This window comes from Stenotrophomonas sp. WED208 (assembly GCF_040984485.1).
Lineage (GTDB): Bacteria > Pseudomonadota > Gammaproteobacteria > Xanthomonadales > Xanthomonadaceae > Stenotrophomonas > Stenotrophomonas riyadhensis.
This window is the reverse complement of the sequence record NZ_JAZARB010000001.1, coordinates 2978125-2999082: the sequence shown is the minus strand read 5'-3', so window position 1 is coordinate 2999082 and position 20958 is coordinate 2978125. Positions and strand designations below refer to the sequence as shown.

Here is a 20958-nt window from a genome sequence, read left to right as displayed (position 1 = left end):
GGCTGGATCTCGGCCAGGCAAGGGGCGAGATCTGCCAGGCCTGGCTGGCCGAAGTCGACCACGGGGAGCTGTACGAAACTGCCACAGCGCGAGTCAGGGAAGCGCTGGAACCGCGTAAGCCGCCGGCAGAGACCAAGCCCCGCCCGAAGGACGCGCGCAAGGAATGGGTGAGTGCAGGGCTGCAGCAGATGCGGCGAGGTGTTTGAGGCATCCGCGACATTGCGTCGCAGACGCCATCTGTTGCTCGCTTGGCATCATGCGTTGGAGCAGATTGCGGAGCGTCGAGAAAATTGCGGAGCGGGAACGCGATCGATGATCGTCGTAAAAGCCTTGGTGCCCGGAGCCGGAATCGAACCGGCATGGGGTTGCCCCCGGCGGATTTTAAGTCCGATGCGTCTACCAGTTTCGCCATCCGGGCCTGCAGCGCGGCGCCGATTGTAGCCCACCCGCCGCACGGTGGCTGGATTGCATTGGCGGGGTGACGTGCTTAACTGTCGTTCCTATTCATGTCATAGTCCCAGCCATCGTTCCCAGGGGGGGAGCCATCTGATGTCGCTGCACGCGATTGCCTATGCCAGTGAGGCCCGCGCCGATCTGCAGACAACCGATCTCGACCGCCTGCTGGCCGATGCCACGGCATTCAACCGTGTAGCCGGCGTCACCGGTGTGCTGATGTTCGATGGATCGCGCTTCCTGCAGTATCTGGAAGGTCCGGAAGATGGCATCGATTCGGTGTTTCCGCGCATCCTCAACGCGCGCAGCCATGGGCAACTGAAGGTGTTGTGCCGCGCGCCGGTCGCGCAGCGCGCGTTCCCGCGCTGGTCCATGGGCACGCGACGGATCGAGGCGGACCTGCTGGCGCAGATCATCGATGCCGCCTGGCCGGGCTTCCTGCTGGGCAGCGGTGGATTCGAGCGTCTGCGGCAGGCCTGGACCGGCGCCGACGGTGAACTGGAACCGGCCGCGGTCGCACTGGGCTCCTGACCTGCCTTGGCGGTGGGGCGGCCGGGCCGTTAGGCTGTAGCCTTTCTGGTGTGGGTTTCCCGGAGTGGTGCAGCGAATGAGTGAGTTGGCCGAAGCCATGGCAGCGTATGTGCGATCGCATCCGTTGCACGGGATGTACCGATGAGTGCGCCGGTTGCGGCGGCCGTCGCCCCCCGGTTTGCAGTGATCGGCCTGGGCTACGTCGGCCTGCCGTTGGCGGTGGCCTTCGGTCGGCACTGGCCGACGCTGGGCTTTGATATCGATGCCGGCCGCATCGCCGAGCTGCGCAGTGGCCAGGACCACACGCTGGAAATGGAGCCCGATGAGCTGGCCAGTGCACAGCAGCTGCAGTACGGCAGTGATCCGGCACTGCTCGATGCCTGCAATGTCTACATCGTCACCGTGCCGACCCCGATCGATGCCTATGAGCAGCCCGACCTGGAGCCGCTGCGATCTGCCAGCCGGCTGATCGCCAGCCATCTGCGCGTGGGCGACCTGGTGATCTACGAATCCACGGTGTACCCCGGTACGACCGAAGAAGTCTGCGTGCCGCTGCTGGAGGAGGGCTCGGGCCTGCGTTTCAACGAAGACTTCTACTGCGGCTACAGCCCCGAGCGGGTCAGTCCGGGTGACCGCCAGCGTCGCCTGGCCGACATCCGCAAGATCACCTCCGGTTCGACACCGGAGGTTGCCGCGGTGATCGACGGCCTGTACCAGCGCATCATCGCCGCCGGTACCTTCCCGGCGCCGACGATGCGCGTGGCCGAAGCGGCCAAGGTGGTCGAGAACATCCAGCGTGATGTCAACATCGCACTGGTCAACGAGCTGGCGCTGATCTTCGATCGGCTCGGCATCGACACCCAGGACGTGCTTGACGCGGCGGGCAGCAAGTGGAATTTCCTGCCGTTCCGGCCAGGTCTGGTGGGTGGCCACTGCATCGGCGTGGATCCGTATTACCTGCTGCACAAGTCCGAGAGCGTGGGTTACCACCCGGATCTGATCCATACCGCGCGGCAGGTCAACAACCGCGTCGGCGAGCACGTGGCCGCGCGGGTGCTGGCGATGCTGGCGGAGCGTGGCCGCGCACCGGTGCAGGCACGCATCCTGGTGCTCGGCGTGACCTTCAAGGAGGATTGCCCGGACCTGCGCAACAGCCGCGCGCTGGAGCTTGCGCAGCGCCTGCGCGATGCCGGTGCCGAGGTTGAAGTCAGTGATCCCTGGGTGGGCCCGGCGGCGTTGGCGGAGGCCGGTGTGCAGTGGCTGGCCGAGCCGGTCACGGGGAGCTACGACGCGGTGGTGCTGGCGGTGGCCCATGCCCGCTTCAAGGCGATGGACGAGGCGGGAATCCGGGGCCTGCTGGCCCCCGGTGGCCTGGTCTACGATGTGAAATCGGCCTGGCCGCGCAACGTGGTTGACGGTCGACTGTAAGCCCGGAGGGCGGGCGGCACGGTAGACTCGGGGGCAGTTGCAACCGAGGAAAGCCATGCACCGGTATATCGTCTACCTGCTCGCCATCCTGATGTTCCCGATATGCCTGTGGCTGGCCACGATCTGGCCGGCCTGGTACTGGGGCGTCGGCCTGACTGCCGCGATGGTGGCGCTGGGGACCTGGGACCTGCTGCAGAAGCGCAGCACGCTGCGCCGCAATTATCCGGTGATGGCGCACTTCCGCTACGGCCTGGAGTCGATCGGCCCGGAGATCCGCCAGTATTTCGTGCAGAGCGACCTGGAGGACGTGCCGTTCTCGCGCCAGCAGCGCGCGCTGATCTACCAGCGGGCCAAGAACGAGATGGACACGGTGCCGTTCGGTACCCTGCGCAGCACCTATGCGGTGGACTACGAATGGATCAACCATTCGCTGGCACCCACGTCCATCGCCAAGCACGATTTCCGCGTGTTGATCGGCGCCAACTGTGCCAAGCCCTATTCGGCCAGCGTGTTCAACATTTCGGCGATGAGCTTCGGTTCGTTGTCGGCCAATGCGATCCGCGCGCTGAACGAAGGCGCGCGCCGTGGCGGCTTCTATCACGACACTGGCGAAGGCTCGATCTCGCCGTATCACCGCGAGATGGGCGGTGACCTAGTGTGGGAGATCGGTTCGGGCTACTTCGGTTGCCGTGACGAGAAAGGGGGCTTCAGCGAAGAGCGCTTCGTTGCCAATGCCACCCACGACCAGGTCAAGATGATCGAGATCAAGCTGTCGCAGGGTGCCAAGCCGGGCCACGGTGGCGTGCTGCCAGCACCGAAGGTGACCGCCGAGATCTCGGTGACGCGCGGCGTACCGATGGGCGTGGACTGCGTGTCGCCGTCACGCCACTCAGCGTTCTCGACGCCGGTCGAGCTGTTGCAGTTCGTTGCGCGCCTGCGCGAACTGTCCGGTGGCAAGCCGGTCGGTTTCAAGCTGGCCATCGGCCATCCGTGGGAGTGGTTCGGCATTGCCAAGGCGATGCAGGAAACCGGCCTGCTGCCGGACTTCATCGTGGTCGACGGCGCAGAGGGCGGCACGGGTGCGGCACCGGCGGAGTTTGTCGACCATGTCGGTGTGCCGATGCACGAAGCGCTGCTGCTGGTGCACAACACCCTGGTTGGCCTCGACCTGCGCGAACGCGTCCGCATCGGCGCGGCGGGAAAGATCACCAGTGCCTTCGACATCGCGCGCACCATCGCGCTGGGGGCCGACTGGTGCAATGCCGGCCGTGGCTTCATGTTCGCGCTGGGTTGCATCCAGTCGCTGAGCTGCCACACCGACAAGTGCCCGACCGGCATCGCCACCCAGGACCCGGCACGCTGGAAGCACCTGGATGCGCCGGACAAGGCCACCCGTGTGTACAGCTACCACGAGCACACGCTGCATGCCTTGAAGGAGCTGCTGTGTGCCGCCGGCCTGAATGATCCGGCTGAACTTGGGCCGGAACACATCCTGCGCCGTGTTTCGCCGGTGGAGATCCGTTCGCTGGCCTCGCTGTACCGCTACCTGGAACCGGGCGAGCTGCTGCACAAGGTGCCGGACCATGCGGTGTTCCATGCATTCTGGGCCGATGCACGCAGCGATTCGTTCCAGCCGCCGCCGAAGATCCAGGCGCTGCGCGCCAGCAAGTCGCGATAGCGATTCTGTAGAGTCGAGCCCTGCTCGACTGCCTTTCGATCAGGCATCGCGACGTCGGAACGAAGAACAGTCGAGCATGGCTCGACGCTACAAGGAGATGTCATGCAGTTCAGGACCGGCACCATCGACGACGTCGCCACGCTGTGGGCCCTGCGCACGCGCTGCGTGCGCGAGACCTGCAGCAGCCACTATCCGGTGGAGGTCATCGCACCGTGGTCGGCCTCGCCACCACCGTCGCAGTACGCGCGGCTGTTGTCGCAGGGCGGATGCGTGGTGGCCGAGGACGGGCAGGGGGCCCTGCTCGGTTTCGGCGTGTTCGATGCCAACGCCAATGAAGTCGATGCGCTGTTTGTCGATCCGGATCGCGGCGGCAGGGGGATCGGCCAGGCACTGATGCAGCGGTTGCTGGCGATGGCCGACCACGAGCGCGAGGTAGTGCTGTCGGCCTCGCTCAATGCGGTGCCGTTCTATCAACGGCAGGGATTCATTGCCGTGCGGGAGGAAGCCTACCCGCATCCCAGCGGTGTGGCGCTGGCCTCGGTGAGCATGCGCAGGCCATGGTGATGTCGCGTCGAGCTTGCTCGACGGCTTTTGTAGAGTCGAGCCATGCTCGACTGCTTTATCGCCTGAATCAAAAAGCAGTCGAGCATGGCTCGACTCTACAATGCGGGTCTCATCGCCCGACCAGCCATCCGATCACGCCTTCAGCAGCACGCAGGCCGCTGGCGTAGCACGCCGTCAGCAGATAACCGCCGGTAGGTGCCTCCCAGTCCAGCATCTCGCCGGCACAGAACACGCCGGGCACTGCCCGCAGCATCAGGCCATCATCCAGCGCATCCAGGCGCACGCCGCCAGCAGTGCTGATCACCTCGGCCATCGGCCGTGGACGCAGCAGGCGCAACGGCAGGCGCTTGAGCGTGGCGGCCACGGCAGGCAGGTCGTTGCCCGCGTCCTTGCCAAGGATCTCGAACACCAGCGCGGCCTTCACTGCATCCAGGCCGGCCTGGCGGCGCAGGTGCTCGCCGAAGCTGCGACCCTTGCGCGGGCGCGACAGATCGGCCAGCAGGCGTGCTTCATCGCGTCCCGGCACCAGGTCCAGCCACAGCATGGCGTGGCCATCGCGGTTGATTGTCTCGCGCAGGTCTGCGGCCAATGCGTAGATCAGGCTGCCTTCGATGCCGTACTCGCTGGCCACGCATTCGCCCTGCAGCGACTGCGGTTGTCCCGCCAGGTCGGTCCAGTGCGCGACCACCGGTTTCAATGGTGCGCCGGCATTGCGCTGGGCGAAGAACGGCGTCCAGTCGATGTCGAAGCCGCAGTTGGCCGATTGCAGCGGCGCAATGTCCACGCCTCGTGCCTGCAAGGGGGCGACCCAGGCGCCATCACTGCCCAGCTGCGGCCAGCTGCCGCCGCCCATGGCCAGCACGGTGGCATCGGCGTGGACATCGATCTCGCCCGCTTCGGTGGCGAAGCGCAGCGCGCCGTCGTTGCCCCATCCGATCCAGCGGTGGTTGGCATGCAGGCGCACGCCCTGTTCCTTCAGCCGGCGCACCCAGCCGCGCAGCAATGGCGCTGCCTTGCGGTCGACCGGGAACACGCGGCCGGAGCTGCCGACATAGGTTTCCACGCCAAAGCCGGCAGCCCAATCGCGCAGTGCCTGCGCGTCGAAGCCATCCAGCCAGCGACCAACCGCTTCGGCCCGCTCGCGGTAGCGGCTGTCGAACAGCGGCCGCGGGTCGGAATGGGTGAGGTTGAGCCCGCCCTTGCCGGCGATCAGGAACTTGCGGCCGGGTGAACCCTTGGCCTCGTACAGGTCGACCTCCAGCCCAGCGGCGCGCAGGCGCTCGGCGGCGAACAGGCCGGCCGGGCCGCCGCCGATGACGGCGACCCGATGGGGCGATGCGGTATTACGGTTTGACATCGAGCAGCTCGACATCGAACACCAGCGACGAGCCGGCCGGGATCGGGCCAACCCGGCGGTCGCCGTAGCCGTAGTCCGGCGGGATCATCAGGGTGCGCTTGCCGCCGACCTTCATGCCGGCCACGCCCTCATCCCAGCCGCGGATGACCTGGCCGGCGCCGAGCGCGAAGGTGAACGGTTCGCCACGGCTGACCGAGCTGTCGAAGGTCTTGCCGTGCTTGGTTTCGGTGCGGTTGTCGTAGATCCAGCCGGTGTAGTGCACGGTCACCTTGTTGCCGGCAACGGCTTCGGCGCCGGTACCCGGGACGGTATCGATGCGCTCGAAGGTGGTCAGGGTGCCACCCGGCGGTGGGCCGGACGGTTCGGTCGAGCAGCCAACGGCGGCGAGGGACAGCAGCAGGGGAAGCAGCAGGCGGCGCATCGGGCGTCTCCGGAAGGGCGCAGGGCGAGGGCGGCAAGGGTAGCGCATCGGCGCCGGGTATCATGGGGGCATGGCAAAACTCCTGCTCAATCTGCGCAATGTCGGCGACGACGAATATGCCGATGTCTGCACGCTGCTCGACCAGCACGGCATCGCCTGGTATCGGACCGAACCCAGCCCCTGGGGCATTTCCAACGGCGGCCTGTGGCTGCGCGAGGACGCCGATCATCCGCGTGCGAAGGCGCTGATGGCGGAGTACCAGGCTGAGCGCGGGCCACGCATCCGTGCCGAGCGCGAGCAGGCGTTGCGCGATGGCACGGCGGAGACCTTCGGCAGCCTGTTCCGGCGCCGGCCGGCGTATGTGGTGCTGGTGCTGTTGGGGATGGTGGGTGCGGCGGCGCTGGTGCTGCTGCCGTTCGTGCTGTTGCGGGGGTAAGGGGGGCTTCTGGCCGGGTTGCACCCGGCACCTGCAGAGGCAACGGCAACGGCAAAAGCTGGTTTCCGTGGGATGGCGTGGCGGTGTGGGCAGGCGGGGGGCGGCAAAAACTGCTCCTGCGTGCCTCGTAGAGCGCCATCCATGGCGCTCTGCGCCCCCGCCTGCCCACACCGCCCCACCTCTGACAGATTCCGGTGTCTGCCGGGCTTGGGGTCGGATCCCTCTGCCGCGCAGAGGGCTCTGACCCCCTGAATCTGTCCGTGCGGGCGGGAGGCGCTAAAATGGCAGGATGATCGCCAATACCGCTGCCTACCATTTCGCCGTCATCGACGCCCCCCAGGCCCTGTGCGATCAGTTGCTGGCGCGCGCCGAGGCGGCGCAGCTGCGCGGCACGATCCTGGTGGCGGGCGAGGGGCTGAACCTGTTCCTGGCCGGTGCGGCGGAGGCGGTCGAGGGCTTCTACGCCGCGCTGCATGCCGATGCGCGTTTTGCTGATATGCGGGTCAAGACCAGCCTGAGCGAGCATCAGCCGTTCGCGCGGCTGAAGGCCAAAGTGAAGGACGAGATCATCAGTTTCCGCCGTGATGACGGCCAGCCGCTGGAGTATCCGCGTGCACCGGCGGTCGATCCGGCTACCGTGCAGCGTTGGTTGCGGCAGGGGCATGATGATGCCGGCAAGCCGGTGGTGATGCTCGATACGCGCAACCTGCAGGAAGTGGAGTACGGCACCTTCAAGGATGCGCTGGTGTTGCCCATCCACAAGTTCACCGACCTGCCCGAGGCGTTGGCGCCGCACCGCGAAGCGCTGAAGGACAGCACGGTGGTCAGTTTCTGCACCGGCGGCATTCGTTGCGAGAAGGCCGCGCTGTGGATGGTCAACGATGGCATGGACAACGTGCTGCAGCTCGATGGCGGCATCCTCGGCTACTTCGAGGAGGTGGGCGGCGAAGGCTATGAAGGCCGCTGCTTCGTGTTCGATGAGCGCGTGGCGCTGGATGCCGAACTGAAGCCGATGGTCGACCAGGCGCTGCCGGAGCCGCGCCCCAGCGCGTTCTGACGTTTCCTTGGTAGAGCCGGCCGCTGGCCGGCTGCCAGGGCACTTTGCCTGCCGGCCAGCGGCCGGCACTACCGGATCAAGCGCGGTCAGCCCTGAACCCGTCCCACGGGAATCAGCATCCCGCCACCGTCACTGGCCGCCGCGCCTGGCCGACCCCATGCATGGGGGATCCTGTGACGGAAAACCGCCTGATGATCCCGTTGTCGATTCTTGACCTGGCCCCGGTCTGCGAGGGCAGCGACACCACCGCTGCCTTCGCCAACATGCTGGAACTGGCCCAGCACGCCGATGCGCTGGGGTACCGCCGCTACTGGCTGGCCGAACACCACAACATGCCCGGCATCGCCAGCGCGGCCACCGCCGTGCTGATCGGTCACGTGGCGGGTGGCACAAAGCGCATCCGCGTCGGTGCCGGCGGCATCATGCTGCCCAACCATGCGCCGCTGCAGGTGGCCGAGCAGTTCGGCACGCTCGCCTCGCTGTATCCGGACCGCATCGACCTCGGCCTGGGCCGTGCGCCGGGCACCGATCAGCCGACCGCGCGTGCACTGCGCCGCTATTTCGACAGTGCCGACCAGTTCCCACAGGACGTGCGCGAGCTGCTGCATTACTTCGAGCCGGTACAGCCCGGGCAGGCCGTGCAGGCGGTTCCGGGTGGTGGCCTGCGGGTGCCGACATGGATCCTCGGTTCCAGCCTGTTCGGTGCGCGCATGGCTGCCTCGATGGGCCTGCCGTACGCGTTCGCCTCGCACTTCGCACCGGACGTGATGGACGAGGCGCTGGCGGTGTACCGCCGCGAGTTCCGCCCCTCGGCCACGCTGAAGCAGCCACATGCGATGTTGGCGTTGAACGTTGTCGCCAGCGACAGCGAGGCCGAATCTCGGCGCCTGTTCACCAGCCAGCAGCAGAGTTTCGTGAACCTGCGTCGCGGTCGGCCAGGCAAGATTCCGGCACCCATCGACGACATCGAGTCCTTCTGGGAGCCGCATGAAAAGCTGGGCGTGGAGCGGGCACTGGCCTGCACCGTGCTGGGGGATCCGCAGCAGGTGGCGGAAGGCATCGCCGCGTTCGTCGAGCGCCACAAGCCGGACGAACTGATGCTCACCGCCAACCTGTATGACCACCGCGCGCGCCTGCGCTCGTTCGAACTGGCGATGCAGGCCTGGCACGCCCGCCACGCGGGCTGAACAATTGCGTCACGGCCCATTGCGGCCGAACCGCGTCTGATGGGGGCTCATATCGAAGGAGCCCCCACATGGCCGACACCCGCGCCGAACACATTGCCCAACTGGCAGAGCTGATCAAGGACGTGGAGGTGGCGATGTTCACCACCACCGGCGTTGACGGGCGACTCTACAGCCGGCCGCTGGCCACCCAGCAGGTCACCTTCGACGGTGATCTGTGGTTCGTCATCACTGCCGACAGCCCGAAGGTGGCCGAGATTGCGCTCGACCCCCGCGTCAACGTGGCCTATGCCTCACCCTCGAAGAACACCTATGTATCGGTGGCCGGGCGCGCGCGCGTGGTTGATGATCGCGCGAAGATCGAGGAGCTGTGGTCGCCAGCGATGAAGCTGTTCTTCCCGGGTGGCAAGGACGACCCGAACCTACGCCTGATCCAGGTGCGCGCCGACTCGGCCGAGTACTGGGATGGTCCGGGCACGCTGCTGGGCACGGCACTCAGTTTCGTGCTGTCGGCGGTGCAGGACGAGCCCGCGCCTTTGGCCGACAACGGCTTCATCGACCTGCGCTGAGAGCCGATGTCCGGTATTGGTAGTGCCGGCCGCTGGCCGGCAATCCTGGAAACGTGGCAGCCGGCCAGCGGCCGGCTGTACCGGGTTCCGGCTCAGAACCAGCGCTGGAACAGCTCCATCGTATAGCCCACCAGCTGCCCCGAACTGAAACCGAAGAAGGCGATCGCCGCCAGCGCCGCGATCCAGTTGAACAGCATCAGCGCGCCATCGCGTTCCAGCAGCGCCAGCGAGAACAGCAGCAGCTGGAAGCCGAACAGGAAGTTGGTGAAGGGAATCGGCAACGACAGCAGGATGCCCAGCAGTACCAGCAGCAGGCCGCTGAAGGCGTGGGCCGGCAGCGGTGTCAGCAGCTGCGGCAGGCGCGGTTTCAGCATCTTGTCCAACCGCCGCAGCGGGCGATCGATGCGGTCCAGGAAACGGTGCATGGTGCCGCGCCTGGGGCCGCGGCGGGCAATGAAGCCAGGCAGCCAGGGCCGGCGCAGGCAGAACAGCATCTGCAGGCCGATCAGGATCACCAGCGGACCGCTGACTGCGCCGCCCATGCCCGGGATCGGGATGAACGAGGGCAGGATCGCCACGAACAGGAACACGCCGAACGCGCTCTGCTGCAGGTTGCACAGGATCTGGCCGAGCGGCATGTGCTCGGCCGGGTCGCCGGAGGCGAACATCTCCAGCAGGGTGCGGATGCCCTCGTTGCGGTAGGCGGGGCGCTTGACGCCCGGGCCCTGGCCGGCCTCAGGCGGTGAGCTCATCTGCCTGCTCGTCGGACAGCGTGCGCAGCAGCAGTTTGTCCACCCGCGCACCGTCCAGGTCGACCACTTCGAAGCGCCAGCCGGCCCAGTCGAAATACTCGCCGGCGTGCGGGATGCGGCCGAAGTAGTGGATGCACATGCCGGCCAGCGTGTAGTAGTCACCATCCTCGGCATCGGGCAGGTCGTTGCTGCCGATCAGTTCGCGCACGTCTTCGATCGGCAGCGAGCCGTCCACCAGCAGCGAACCGTCTTCGCGGGTCACCACCAGTGCGTCCTCGTCGGCGTTCTCCACGGCCTGCAGGCGGCCGACCACGGCACCCATCAGGTCGCTGATGGTCACCAGCCCCTGGATCTCGCCGTACTCGTCCACCACCAGCGCCATCGACTGCTGTTCCTCGCGGAAGATCTCCAGCAGCTTCATCGCGTGGGTCGATTCGGAGACGTACAGCGGTTCGCGCAGGGTCTGGAACAGCGCGTTGTCACCGCGCGCCATGCGCGTGGCCAGCGATTTCAGTTCAAGCACGCCGACCACGTCCATGTCGTTGTCGCGGTACACCGGGTACCGCGAGAACTCGTGCTCGGCCATGATGTCCAGGTTGCGCTCCAGGCCGGCCTGGGTATCCAGCCAGGCGATGCGGTTGCGCGGGGTCATCAGGCTGTCGGCGGTGCGGTCGCCCAGGCGCATCACGCGGTTCATCATGTCGCGCTCGTGGGCGTCGATCACGCCGGCCTCGTGGCTCTCGGCCACCAGCATGCGGATCTCTTCTTCGGTCACCGAGGCGACTTCATCCTTGCCCAGGCCGAACAGGCGCAGCACCAGCTGGGTGGTCTTGGACAGCAGCCAGACGAAGGGCAGGGCCAGCTTGGCCAGCCAGCTCATCGGCATCGCGACCAGGCCGGCAATGGCCTCCGAGCGGGTCAGCGCCAGGCGCTTGGGCACCAGTTCGCCGAAGATCAGCGTGATGAAGGTGATCAGGCTGACCGCCAGCGCGGTACCGATGTTGCCGGCGTAGGCAAAGCCCGGCATCAGGCCCTGGATCCAGCCGGCGAAGGCTTCACCCAGTGCTTCACCACCGAGGTAGCCGGTCAGCACGCCGATCACGGTGATGCCGATCTGCACGGTGGACAGGAAGCTCTCCGGCTTCTCCGACAGCTCCAGCGCCTTGGCGGCGCGCTTGGAGGTGGCGGCCATCTGCTTCAGGCGGCTCTTGCGCGAGGTCATGACCGACATCTCGGACATGGCGAAGAAGCCGTTCAGCAGAACAAGCGCGAAGACAATCAGGATCATTTCAAACACGGGCGTCGTCCCCGGTTGGTGGCAGGGAGGGCGGGTGCTGGCGATGGCGGCTGGCGCTCAGGAACAGGGTCCGGCGCGGCGCAGGGGGATAAGGGTCGTCGTCCATAAGGTGCGCCCGAAGGCGCGCTGGCATCTTAGCAAAGGGGCGTGGCAGGGTGGCAACCGCCTGTTCAGGTTGGGGGTTCCCAGGCCTCGAAAGGGGGCAGGGATACCCGTGATGGTCATCTAGCCGTCATAATTCCGTCTGGTGCCGTCCTTCCCGCGACGGCTGACAGGTTTCTCAATGTTCTCTCTGCAGACCATTTTCGGTTCCGGCAAACAGTTCTACACCCTGCTCGATGAGGCTGCCGTCGCGGCTTCCGACGCCGCCAAGGCGCTGCATTCCATGCTGCGCGAGGCCGACCGCCAGCCCGCGCTGGACGCGTTCAAGCTGGCCCGCCTGCGCGAACGCGCGGCCTCGGACAAGATCAGCCAGGCGCTGGTGGACAGCTTCATGACCCCGATCGAGCGCGAAGACATCGAAGCGCTGGGCTCGGCGCTGTACAAGATTCCGAAGCAGATCGAGAAGTTCGCCGATCGCTATTCGCTGGCCACGACCCACCTGGAGCACATCGACTTCGCGCCGCGCGCGGCGATGCTGGAACAGGCTGCTGGCGTAGTGGTGGAGATGGTGGCCGACCTGCGCCACATGAACCTGGACCGGATGACCGCGCTCAACGAGAAGCTGCGTTCGCTGGAGAACGAGGCCGACCGCCTGATGCTCGAGCTGTACCGCGACATCTACTCGGGCCGCCTGGACAACCTGCAGATGTTCCTGCTGAAGGAATTCTTCGAGATCCTGGAAAAGGCCATCGACCGCTGCCGCGAGGCCGGCGTGGTGGCGTACCAGATCGTGTTGAAGAACAGCTGACGGACGCCGCCGCATGTTGACCCTTGTCCTGGTGGTGATCCTGGCCGCGCTCGTCTTCGAGTTCATCAACGGCTTCCACGACACCGCCAACTCCATTGCCACCGTGGTGGCGACCAAGGTGCTCTCGCCCGGCTGGGCGGTGATGCTGGCCGCCTTCATGAACCTCATCGGCGCGTTGACCGGTACCGCGGTGGCGCTGACCATCGCTTCGGGCCTGCTCAACACCAACGTGGTCGACGTCACCCCGCAGGTGATCCTGTGTGCCCTGCTGGGCGGCATCATCTGGAACCTGATCACCTGGTGGAAGGGGCTGCCGTCCTCGTCCTCGCACGCCCTGATCGGTGGCCTCTGCGGCGCCGGCCTGGCTGCGGCCCACAACAACTGGGACGCGCTGATCTGGTCCGAGCGCCTGGGCAGCTGGGCGCAGAACAAGGGCCTGCTGTGGAAGGTGTTCGTGCCGATGATCACCTCGCCGATTGCCGGCTTCCTGCTCGGCATCGTGGTGATGGTGCTGCTGTGGGCGCTGATCGCCGGCCTGGCCAAGATCGGTGGTGCCATCGGCCGGCTGGCCCGCCCGCGCATCGTCAACGCGTTCTTCGGCAAGGCGCAGATCGCCTCGGCGGCCTACATGGGCTTTGCCCACGGCCACAATGACGCGCAGAAGACCATGGGCATCATCGCCATGACCCTGATCGGTGCCGAAGCGACCGGTGCGCTGGATGACCTGCCGTCGTGGCTGGCCTTCATGCACCCGGACGCCAGCGCCGGTGACGGCATCGCGATGTGGATCGTGCTGACCTGTGCGGTGGTGATGGCCGCCGGTACCGCCTCGGGCGGCTGGAAGATCATCAAGACCCTGGGCCACAAGATGGTCAAGCTGCACCCGATCCACGGCTTCGCCGCGGAGACCAGCTCGGCCACCATCCTGACCCTGGCCGCCCACTTCGGCATGCCGGTCTCGACCACGCACAGCATCTCCACCGCGATCATGGGCGTCGGCTTCGCCAAGAACCCGCGCTCGCTGAAGTTCGGCGTGATCGAACGCATCGTCTGGGCCTGGATCCTGACCATCCCGGCCGCCGGCGGCTGTGCGTACCTGATCCTCAAGTTGTTCGCCCTGTTCGGCTGGACCTGATGCCAGCGGCCTTGGGGTCAGGGCCCTTTCCCTGCGGGAAAAGGATCTGACCCCGACAATCGAGAAAGCCCGCCGGATTCCGGCGGGCTTTTTTCATGGGCAGATCATTCTTCCGTATCCAGCGTGTCGACCAAGGTCGACACCCACCAGAGCAGTGCAGGACGCCGTTCCGACAGTTCGCGGAAATCTGTCGAAGGCGGGGTGGGGCCGGTTGCGGGGGTGTCCGCGGCATGGATGCCGCGGCCAAGCCCCCAAGGATGGGTTTACGGCGTGTCCTGCAACCCCACCCCACCTCGCCAGCCCTCAGGAAGCCAGTTTTTGCCGTTGCCGTTGCCGTTGATCCGGCGGGTGCCGGGCCGCAGGCCCGGCCAAACCCCTCAGTTACGCTGGAACAGCGCCTGCACATCCTTCCGGAACGCTGCCTGGCTGTCCGCCCGGCTGTAGAACATGTGCCCGCCCGGGTAGCTCCGCACCTGCACCCGGTCCGGATTACTGCCCATCGCCGGCATCTGGTCCACCGTCAGGATCGACCCCATGAACGGGCACGACAGATCATTCCAGCCATGCACGATCAGCACCTGCAGATGCGGATCGATCGCCACCGCCTGGCGCAGCTGGGTCACCGCCCCTTGGCGCAGCTCGCCATTGCGGTCCCACAAGTGGTTCACGTCGTAGTTCAGCGCCTGGTAGCGCGCATCCACCTTCCAGCCAACCACGCGCGTCACGAAGTCGACCATCGCCGTGGTGGTCGGCGCGATGATGCTGTCCAGCAGCGGATCGTTGGCGCGCTGCTCCGGATCATTCGGGAACGGATCGAACGCGGTCACGTTCGAGTCGTAGCGGCTGCCCAGCGTGCCTTTGTCGCGGAACACCTCACGCAGATACGCCTGTGTCTCCAGGCGGCCACCGGCGCGGCGTACGAACTGCGGGTCCAGCCCGGTCAGCTCGGTCACCCGGCGCAGCATCGCCTCGGTCGCCTGTGGGTCACTGCGGCCCTTCATCAGCGCGGTGGCGTAGTCGCCACGGGTGTATTCCACCACCTCACGCATCGCCGCATCGGTCAGCTTGCCCTGGCGCTCCAGGTGCGCTGCGGCGATCGACGGCAGCGTCTGCATCCAGGCCATCGGCGACACGTCGGCATTGTCTTCCAGCGTCGGGCTCAGGTAGGGCGAGACCAGCACCAGGCCGTTCAGCGCCACGCCCAGCCGGGTCTGCAGGAAGTGGGTGATGCGCGGGCCGCGGTAGCCACCGTAGCTCTCGCCGGTCAGGTACTTGCGTGACGCCATGCGCTGGTTGCGCAGCAGCCAGTCATAGATCGAGCGCGACAGGTACTCGATGTCAGCACCGGGGTTGTACAGCCGCTCCTTCGCTTCGTCATCGCCAATGCGCGCGCGGCTGAAGCCGGTGCCGACCGGATCGATGAACACCAGGTCGGTGAAGTCCAGCCAGGTGCCCGGGTTGTCGTGCAGGGTGGCCGGCGCGGACGCGCTGTCACCCTCGGAGCCGAAGGTCACCACCTTGGGCCCGATCGCGCCCATGTTGAGGTAGACCGACGACGCCCCAGGTCCGCCATTGAGCGCAAAGGTCACCGGCCGGTCCTTGCCCGGCATCGTGTAGGCAGTGAACACCACATCCGCGATCACCTTGCCCTTCTCGTCACGCACCGGCAGCGTACCAACGGTGGCGGTGTAGTCGAGGGTACGGCCGGCCAGGCGCATGCTCTGGCGAGCCGACGCATCAGCGGGCAGCGCAGGCGCTTCAGTCTTGTCGTCGTTCGGATCGGGTTTGGCGTCGGGCGCGGCCAGCACGCTGGCAGGGGCGATGAGCAGGCCGACGCAGAGCGCGGCAGTGTGCAGCAGGAACTTCATGGCACCGTATCGGCAGCGGAAGGGGATTCCGATGCTAGGCCGGTGGCGGGCCATGCCGTATGTGTCCAAAGGCATGGCCGTGCGTTGAGCTTGCCACTGGCCAGATTGGGTCAAGCGGGCAGGACGGTGGCCGCCTCATCGTCGGCCAGCAGGCCATACACGGCCGAATCCGACAGTTCGCCCTGGATGCGCCAGCGCTGGCGCAGCACGCCCTCGCGGTGGAAGCCGAGGCGGTCGAGCACGCGTGCCGACGGCACATTGCGTGGATCGATCTCGGCCTCGATGCGATGCAGGCGGAGGGTGCCGAACAGGTAGGCCAGCATCTGCCGCAGGGCCTCGTGCATGTAGCCCTGGCCCTGACGATCGGGTGCAAGCAGGTAGCCGATCTCGGCGCGTGAGGCGTCTCGATCGATCGCGAACACCACGCAGATGCCCAGCAGCGGACCCTCCAGCGATTCGCGCACGGCCAGCTTCAGCTGGGTGCCGATGGCGTGGGCGGCAAGGTCGTCGTCGATCTGTTCGCGGGCTTCGGACGGTCGTGTCCAGGCCGGGTGGTTCCACCAGCGCATCACGTCCGGGTTGGATTGCAGCGTGAACAGCGCAGCGGCGTCGTCACGGCGGATCGGGCTCAGGACCAGGCGCGCGCTGTGCAGCGGCAGGCCGGGGAACAGCAGCGAGTGGCTGGCCAATACGGTGGTCCACACGGATGGACGCGCATTATGGCGCCACCGGGTTTGCCGATGGGGTCGTAATGCCTGTAGAGCCGATGCCCGGCTGCCGTGAATGGCCGGGGTCGGATCCCTTTCCGCAGGAAAGGGCTCTGACCCCACTGCCGACCGTCTTGCCGCGTGCCTGGGGTCAGAGCCGTTCCCCGCTGGGAAACGGATCCGACCCCGGTCAGGGATCAGGCTTCCAGCGAAGCCAGGTCGCCCTTGGTCTCCAGCCAGCCCTTGCGGTCCGACGCACGCTTCTTGGCCAGCAGCATGTCCATCAGCGAGCTCGTCTGCTCGCGATCGTCCACGGTCAGCTGCACCAGGCGACGGGTATCCGGGTGGATGGTGGATTCACGCAGCTGCGGCGGATTCATCTCGCCCAGGCCCTTGAAGCGGGTGACGCTGATGGCGCCCTTGATCTTCTCGCGCTCGATCTTGTCCAGCATCGTGCGCTTCTCTTCCTCGTCCAGGGCGTAGAACACCTGCTTGCCCACGTCGATGCGGAACAGCGGCGGCATCGCCACGAACACGTGGCCGGCATCGACCAGCGCCGGGAAGTGCTTCAGGAACAGTGCGGTGAGCAGGGTGGCGATGTGCAGGCCGTCGGAGTCCGCGTCGGCCAGGATGATGACCTTGCCGTAGCGCAGGCCGCTGATGTCGTCCTTGCCGGGATCGCAACCGATGGCGATGGCCAGGTTGTGCACTTCTTCCGAGGCCAGCACGCTGTTGGACGAGACTTCCCAGGTGTTCAGGATCTTGCCGCGCAACGGCATGATCGCCTGGAAATCCTTGTCGCGTGCCTGCTTGGCGCTGCCACCTGCCGAATCACCTTCCACCAGGAACAGCTCGGTGCGCGACAGGTCCTGGCTGATGCAGTCGGCCAGCTTGCCAGGCAGGGCCGGGCCCTGGGTCACCTTCTTGCGGACGACCAGCTTTTCGGTCTTCAGGCGCGCGCTGGCGCGCTCGATGGCGATCTGCGCGATCTTCTCGCCCAGTTCCACGTTCTGGTTCAGCAGCAGGCTGAAGGCATCGTGGGCGGCGCCTTCAACGAAGCCGGCGGCCTGGCGCGAGGACAGGCGTTCCTTGGTCTGGCCACTGAACTGCGGGTCGGTCATCTTCAGCGACAGCACGAACGACACGCGGTCCCATACGTCTTCCGGGGCCAGCTTGACGCCACGCGGCAGCAGGTTGCGGAAGTCGCAGAACTCGCGCAGCGCCTCGGTCAGGCCGGTGCGCAGGCCGTTGACGTGGGTGCCATGCTGGGCGGTGGGGATCAGGTTGACGTAGCTTTCCTGCACCAGCTCGCCTTCCGGCAGCCAGGCCACGGCCCAGTCCACGATCTCGGTGTCTTTCTTCAGGTTGCCGACGAACAGCTCGGCCGGCAACATCTCGCGATCGCCCAGCTCCAGCTTCAGGTAATCGCGCAGACCGTCTTCGTAGTACCAGGTATCGACTTCACCGGTGGCCTCGTCGGTCAGCTTCACGGTCAGGCCCGGGCACAGCACGGCCTTGGCGCGCAGCAGGTGCTTGAGCGCGCGCACCGCGAACTTGGGCGTATCGAAGTACTTCGGGTCCGGCCAGAAGCGCACGCGGGTACCGGTGTTCTTCTTGCCGACGCTGCCGACCACTTCCAGCGGGGTGGCGCGGTCGCCGTTGCGGAAGGTGATGCGGTGCTCGGCACCTTCGCGCTTGATGTGCACCTCGACCAGGGTCGACAGCGCATTGACCACGCTGACGCCGACGCCGTGCAGGCCGCCGGAGAAGGTGTAGTTGTTGTTGCTGAACTTGCCGCCCGCATGCAGGCGGGTGAGGATCAGCTCGACACCCGGGATCTTCTCTTCCGGGTGGATGTCCACCGGCATGCCGCGGCCGTCATCGCTGACCTCCACGCTGCCGTCCTTGTACAGGGTGATCTCGATCGAGCGCGCATGGCCGGCGAGGGCCTCGTCCACCGAGTTGTCGATCACTTCCTGCGCCAGGTGGTTCGGGCGCGCGGTGTCGGTATACATGCCGGGACGGCGCTTGACCGGGTCAAGGCCGGACAGGACTTCAATATCGGCGGCGTTATAACGGGCGTTCATCTGTCTTCGAAAGCTTGGAGCGACGGGCAAGTGTGGGGTCTGGCACGGGATTTTGCACGCCTGCGGTTCAGTCTCGGCGACGCAGAGGGGGTAAAATGGCAGTCGCTGGAATCTGAACGCCGGCGACCCCCGTTGGGTCGAAACGTCCAAGCCATACCGCGAGGAGGACCTCATGAAGAAGTTGCTGACCATTGCGATCCTGGCCGCTGCCGCCGTTGCAGTGCCGCTGGTGGTGGCGCAGAACGCCGGCCAGCCGGCCCCGCAGCAGGGTGACCAGGCCGACAAGGCGCAGGCCGAAGCCGATGCCAAGGCCAAGCGCCGCGCGCAGGCCAATGCCGAAATGAAGGCGCAGGGCCAGCCGGCCCCGCAGAAGGAAGAAGAGGAAGAAGCGCGCAAGAAGCGCTGATCCTGCCCCCTGCCAGGCGCCCTTGCGACAAGGGTTGCGCTCCGGAACGCCCCGCTCAGCGGGGCGTTTCTTTTTGGGAACGTGGCGTCTGCCCCTTGGGTTGGCGGCCATCAATCTGTAAACTATGGCTTTCCGGGAGTAAGTGCGTGTCCACCATTTGCGAATGGGCTGGAGCGGCCAAGCGTGGCTTCCAGCATGGCGGGTCGCAGGTGACGGTCGAATTGACCGGCACGGCCACCCCGACCTCGCACGATGGTCCCCGTCCGGCGCCTGCCGCCGCGCGGATCCGCACCTCCCTCGCTGTCCCAGCGAACCGGAAAACCCCCTCCGAGCACCATGCCTGCCCTCCGGGTGCGCGTGGTGCTGCCGTTTTCCATTTCCAGACAGGATGCTTGCAGCCATGACTCCCTTGATTTTCGTAACCGGCGGCGTGGTGTCCTCGCTCGGCAAAGGCATTGCCGCTGCGTCACTGGCCGCCATTCTCGAAGCCCGTGGCCTGAAGGTCACGATGATGAAGCTCGACCCGTACATCAACGTCGACCCGGGCACCATGAGCCCGTTCCAGCACGGTGAGGTCTACGTCACCGACGACGGTGCCGAGACCGACCTCGACCTGGGCCACTACGAGCGCTTCGTGCGTACCCGCCTGAGCCGCAAGAACTCGGTCACCACCGGCCGCATCTACGAGAACGTGATCCGCAAGGAGCGCCGCGGCGACTACCTGGGCGCGACCGTGCAGGTCATTCCGCACATCACCGACGAGATCCGCCGCTGCATCGACGAAGCCACCGAAGGCTACGACGTGGCGCTGGTCGAGATCGGCGGTACCGTCGGCGACATCGAGTCGCTGCCGTTCCTGGAAGCGATCCGCCAGGTGCGCACCGAGCGTGGCCCGGAGAAGGCGCTGTTCATGCACCTCACCCTGGTGCCGTACATCGGCGCCGCCGGTGAGCTGAAGACCAAGCCGACCCAGCACTCGGTGAAGGAGCTGCGCTCGATCGGCATCCAGCCGGACGTGCTGCTGTGCCGTTCGGAACAGGCCGTGCCGGATTCGGAGCGCCGCAAGATCGCCCAGTTCACCAACGTTTCCGAGCGCGCGGTGATCAGCGTGCCGGACGTGGATGTGCTGTACCGCATTCCGTCGGGCCTGCATGCGCAGGGCCTGGATGAGATCGTGGTCAACCAGCTGAAGCTGGCCGACAAGGTCGGTCCGGTCGATCTGTCGATGTGGGAAGACGCGGTGGACGCGACCCTGCATCCGCTGGACGAAGTGACCATCGCCGTGGTCGGCAAGTACGTCGACCACCAGGACGCCTACAAGTCGGTCGGCGAAGCACTGAAGCACGGCGGCCTGCGCCAGCGCACCAAGGTCAACCTGAAGTGGCTGGAAGCACAGGACCTGGAAGGCACCGACATGGCCGCACTGGCCGATGTCGACGGCATCCTGGTGCCGGGTGGCTTCGGTGACCGTGGTTTCGAGGGCAAGGTGCTGACCTCGAAGTTCGCCCGCGAGCAGCACGTGCCGTACTTCGGCATCTGCTACGGCATGCAGGCGGCCGTCGTCGATTACGCCCGCAACGTGGTCGGCCTGGAGGGTGCCAACAGCACCGAGAACGACCGCCAGTCGCCGAACCCGGTGATCGGCCTGATCACTGAGTGGCGCACGGCAACCGGCGACGTCGAAAAGCGTGATGACAAGAGCGACCTCGGTGGCACCATGCGCCTGGGCCTGCAGGAGCAGCGCCTGAAGCCGGGCACGCTGGCCCGCGAGCTGTACGGCAAGGACGTGGTTGCCGAGCGCCACCGCCACCGCTACGAGTTCAACAACCGCTACCGCACCCAACTGGAAGATGCGGGCCTGGTGATCGCCGGCAAGTCGATGGACGACACCCTGGTGGAAGTGGTGGAGCTGCCGCGCGATGCGCACCCGTGGTTCCTGGCTTGCCAGGCGCACCCGGAATTCCTGTCCACGCCGCGTGATGGCCACCCGCTGTTCATCGGTTTCATCCGTGCCGCGCGCGAGCGCAAGGCCGGCGGCAAGCTGCTGCAGGAAGCCCGTGCCTGACTTGTGATGGGGGCCGCTGGCCCCCATCTTGCACGCTTCAACCCCCAGCGCAC

19 protein-coding genes and 1 tRNA gene are annotated in these 20958 nt (G+C 66.4%); 12 read left to right on the top strand and 8 right to left on the bottom strand.

The annotated features are described in order from the left end of the window. Positions 1-331: 331 nt before the first annotated feature. A tRNA-Leu gene (locus tag VPH47_RS13480) sits at positions 332-418 on the bottom strand. 131 nt (positions 419-549) lie between these two features. Here VPH47_RS13480 and VPH47_RS13475 point away from each other — a divergent pair. The 4 genes from VPH47_RS13475 (at position 550) to VPH47_RS13460 (ending at position 4654) form a co-directional block, all read left to right on the top strand. Then, complete coding sequence (locus VPH47_RS13475; protein ID WP_110711825.1) at positions 550-984, top strand: BLUF domain-containing protein; 435 nt, start codon at positions 550-552, stop codon at positions 982-984. A 141-nt stretch (positions 985-1125) separates the two neighbouring features. Continuing rightward, positions 1126-2412: a nucleotide sugar dehydrogenase gene (locus VPH47_RS13470; protein ID WP_153855170.1), complete on the top strand. Its 1287-nt coding sequence runs from the start codon at positions 1126-1128 to the stop codon at positions 2410-2412. Positions 2413-2467: 55 nt separating this feature from the next. After that, positions 2468-4090, top strand: coding sequence for an FMN-binding glutamate synthase family protein (locus tag VPH47_RS13465; RefSeq protein WP_110711827.1), 1623 nt, complete (start codon positions 2468-2470; stop codon positions 4088-4090). Positions 4091-4192: 102 nt separating this feature from the next. After that, entirely contained in the window at positions 4193-4654 is a 462-nt protein-coding gene (locus VPH47_RS13460) for a GNAT family N-acetyltransferase (RefSeq protein WP_110711828.1), read from the top strand. A gap of 109 nt (positions 4655-4763) precedes the next feature. Here the strand turns inward: VPH47_RS13460 and VPH47_RS13455 are convergent, their stop codons facing one another. Next, positions 4764-6011 (bottom strand): TIGR03862 family flavoprotein, encoded by a 1248-nt coding sequence (locus VPH47_RS13455; protein ID WP_368851025.1) that lies wholly within the window; start codon positions 6009-6011, stop codon positions 4764-4766. Further along, positions 5998-6432: an FKBP-type peptidyl-prolyl cis-trans isomerase gene (locus VPH47_RS13450; protein WP_049421508.1), complete on the bottom strand. Its 435-nt coding sequence runs from the start codon at positions 6430-6432 to the stop codon at positions 5998-6000. The genes VPH47_RS13455 and VPH47_RS13450 overlap by 14 nt, the downstream gene beginning before the upstream one ends. Before the next feature lie 70 nt (positions 6433-6502). Here VPH47_RS13450 and VPH47_RS13445 point away from each other — a divergent pair, with 70 nt between their 5' ends. The 4 genes from VPH47_RS13445 (at position 6503) to VPH47_RS13430 (ending at position 9678) form a co-directional block, all read left to right on the top strand. Further along, the gene (locus VPH47_RS13445; RefSeq protein WP_110711830.1) at positions 6503-6868 is read left to right on the top strand and encodes a DUF6164 family protein; all 366 of its coding nucleotides are present in this window, start codon (positions 6503-6505) and stop codon (positions 6866-6868) included. Between the two features lie 289 nt (positions 6869-7157). Further along, positions 7158-7925, top strand: coding sequence for a sulfurtransferase (locus VPH47_RS13440; protein WP_180847512.1), 768 nt, complete (start codon positions 7158-7160; stop codon positions 7923-7925). A gap of 191 nt (positions 7926-8116) precedes the next feature. Beyond that, entirely contained in the window at positions 8117-9112 is a 996-nt protein-coding gene (locus VPH47_RS13435; RefSeq protein ID WP_043402145.1) for an LLM class flavin-dependent oxidoreductase, read from the top strand. A gap of 68 nt (positions 9113-9180) precedes the next feature. Beyond that, the gene (locus VPH47_RS13430) at positions 9181-9678 is read left to right on the top strand and encodes a pyridoxamine 5'-phosphate oxidase family protein (protein ID WP_110711832.1); all 498 of its coding nucleotides are present in this window, start codon (positions 9181-9183) and stop codon (positions 9676-9678) included. 92 nt (positions 9679-9770) lie between these two features. On the opposite strand, the gene VPH47_RS13425 is transcribed toward VPH47_RS13430, so the two are convergent. Together VPH47_RS13425 and VPH47_RS13420 are read right to left on the bottom strand one after the other, a co-directional pair. Further along, positions 9771-10430 (bottom strand): exopolysaccharide biosynthesis protein, encoded by a 660-nt coding sequence (locus VPH47_RS13425; protein ID WP_110711833.1) that lies wholly within the window; start codon positions 10428-10430, stop codon positions 9771-9773. Further along, the gene (locus VPH47_RS13420) at positions 10414-11718 is read right to left on the bottom strand and encodes a hemolysin family protein (RefSeq protein WP_110711834.1); all 1305 of its coding nucleotides are present in this window, start codon (positions 11716-11718) and stop codon (positions 10414-10416) included. The genes VPH47_RS13425 and VPH47_RS13420 overlap by 17 nt, the downstream gene beginning before the upstream one ends. A gap of 292 nt (positions 11719-12010) precedes the next feature. Here VPH47_RS13420 and VPH47_RS13415 point away from each other — a divergent pair, with 292 nt between their 5' ends. Next, positions 12011-12637, top strand: a complete 627-nt coding sequence (locus VPH47_RS13415) for a DUF47 domain-containing protein (protein ID WP_004152833.1) — start codon at positions 12011-12013, stop codon at positions 12635-12637. 13 nt (positions 12638-12650) lie between these two features. Then, entirely contained in the window at positions 12651-13772 is a 1122-nt protein-coding gene (locus VPH47_RS13410) for an inorganic phosphate transporter (protein WP_110711836.1), read from the top strand. Positions 13773-14149: 377 nt separating this feature from the next. On the opposite strand, the gene VPH47_RS13405 is transcribed toward VPH47_RS13410, so the two are convergent. The 3 genes from VPH47_RS13405 to parE form a co-directional block, all read right to left on the bottom strand. Then, entirely contained in the window at positions 14150-15640 is a 1491-nt protein-coding gene (locus tag VPH47_RS13405) for a S10 family peptidase (RefSeq protein WP_350260038.1), read from the bottom strand. 110 nt (positions 15641-15750) lie between these two features. Next, on the bottom strand, positions 15751-16329 hold the full coding sequence (locus VPH47_RS13400; RefSeq protein WP_164162969.1) for a GNAT family N-acetyltransferase: 579 nt from the start codon (positions 16327-16329) through the stop codon (positions 15751-15753). A gap of 215 nt (positions 16330-16544) precedes the next feature. Then, positions 16545-18434, bottom strand: a complete 1890-nt coding sequence (gene parE, locus VPH47_RS13395) for a DNA topoisomerase IV subunit B (protein WP_110711838.1) — start codon at positions 18432-18434, stop codon at positions 16545-16547. A 172-nt stretch (positions 18435-18606) separates the two neighbouring features. Here parE and VPH47_RS13390 point away from each other — a divergent pair, with 172 nt between their 5' ends. Continuing rightward, positions 18607-18840 carry a hypothetical protein gene (locus tag VPH47_RS13390; protein ID WP_014036734.1) on the top strand — a complete coding sequence of 78 codons (234 nt, stop codon included), beginning with the start codon at positions 18607-18609 and terminating at the stop codon, positions 18838-18840. A 400-nt stretch (positions 18841-19240) separates the two neighbouring features. Continuing rightward, positions 19241-20905, top strand: coding sequence for a CTP synthase (locus VPH47_RS13385; protein WP_032130113.1), 1665 nt, complete (start codon positions 19241-19243; stop codon positions 20903-20905). Positions 20906-20958 lie beyond the last annotated feature (53 nt).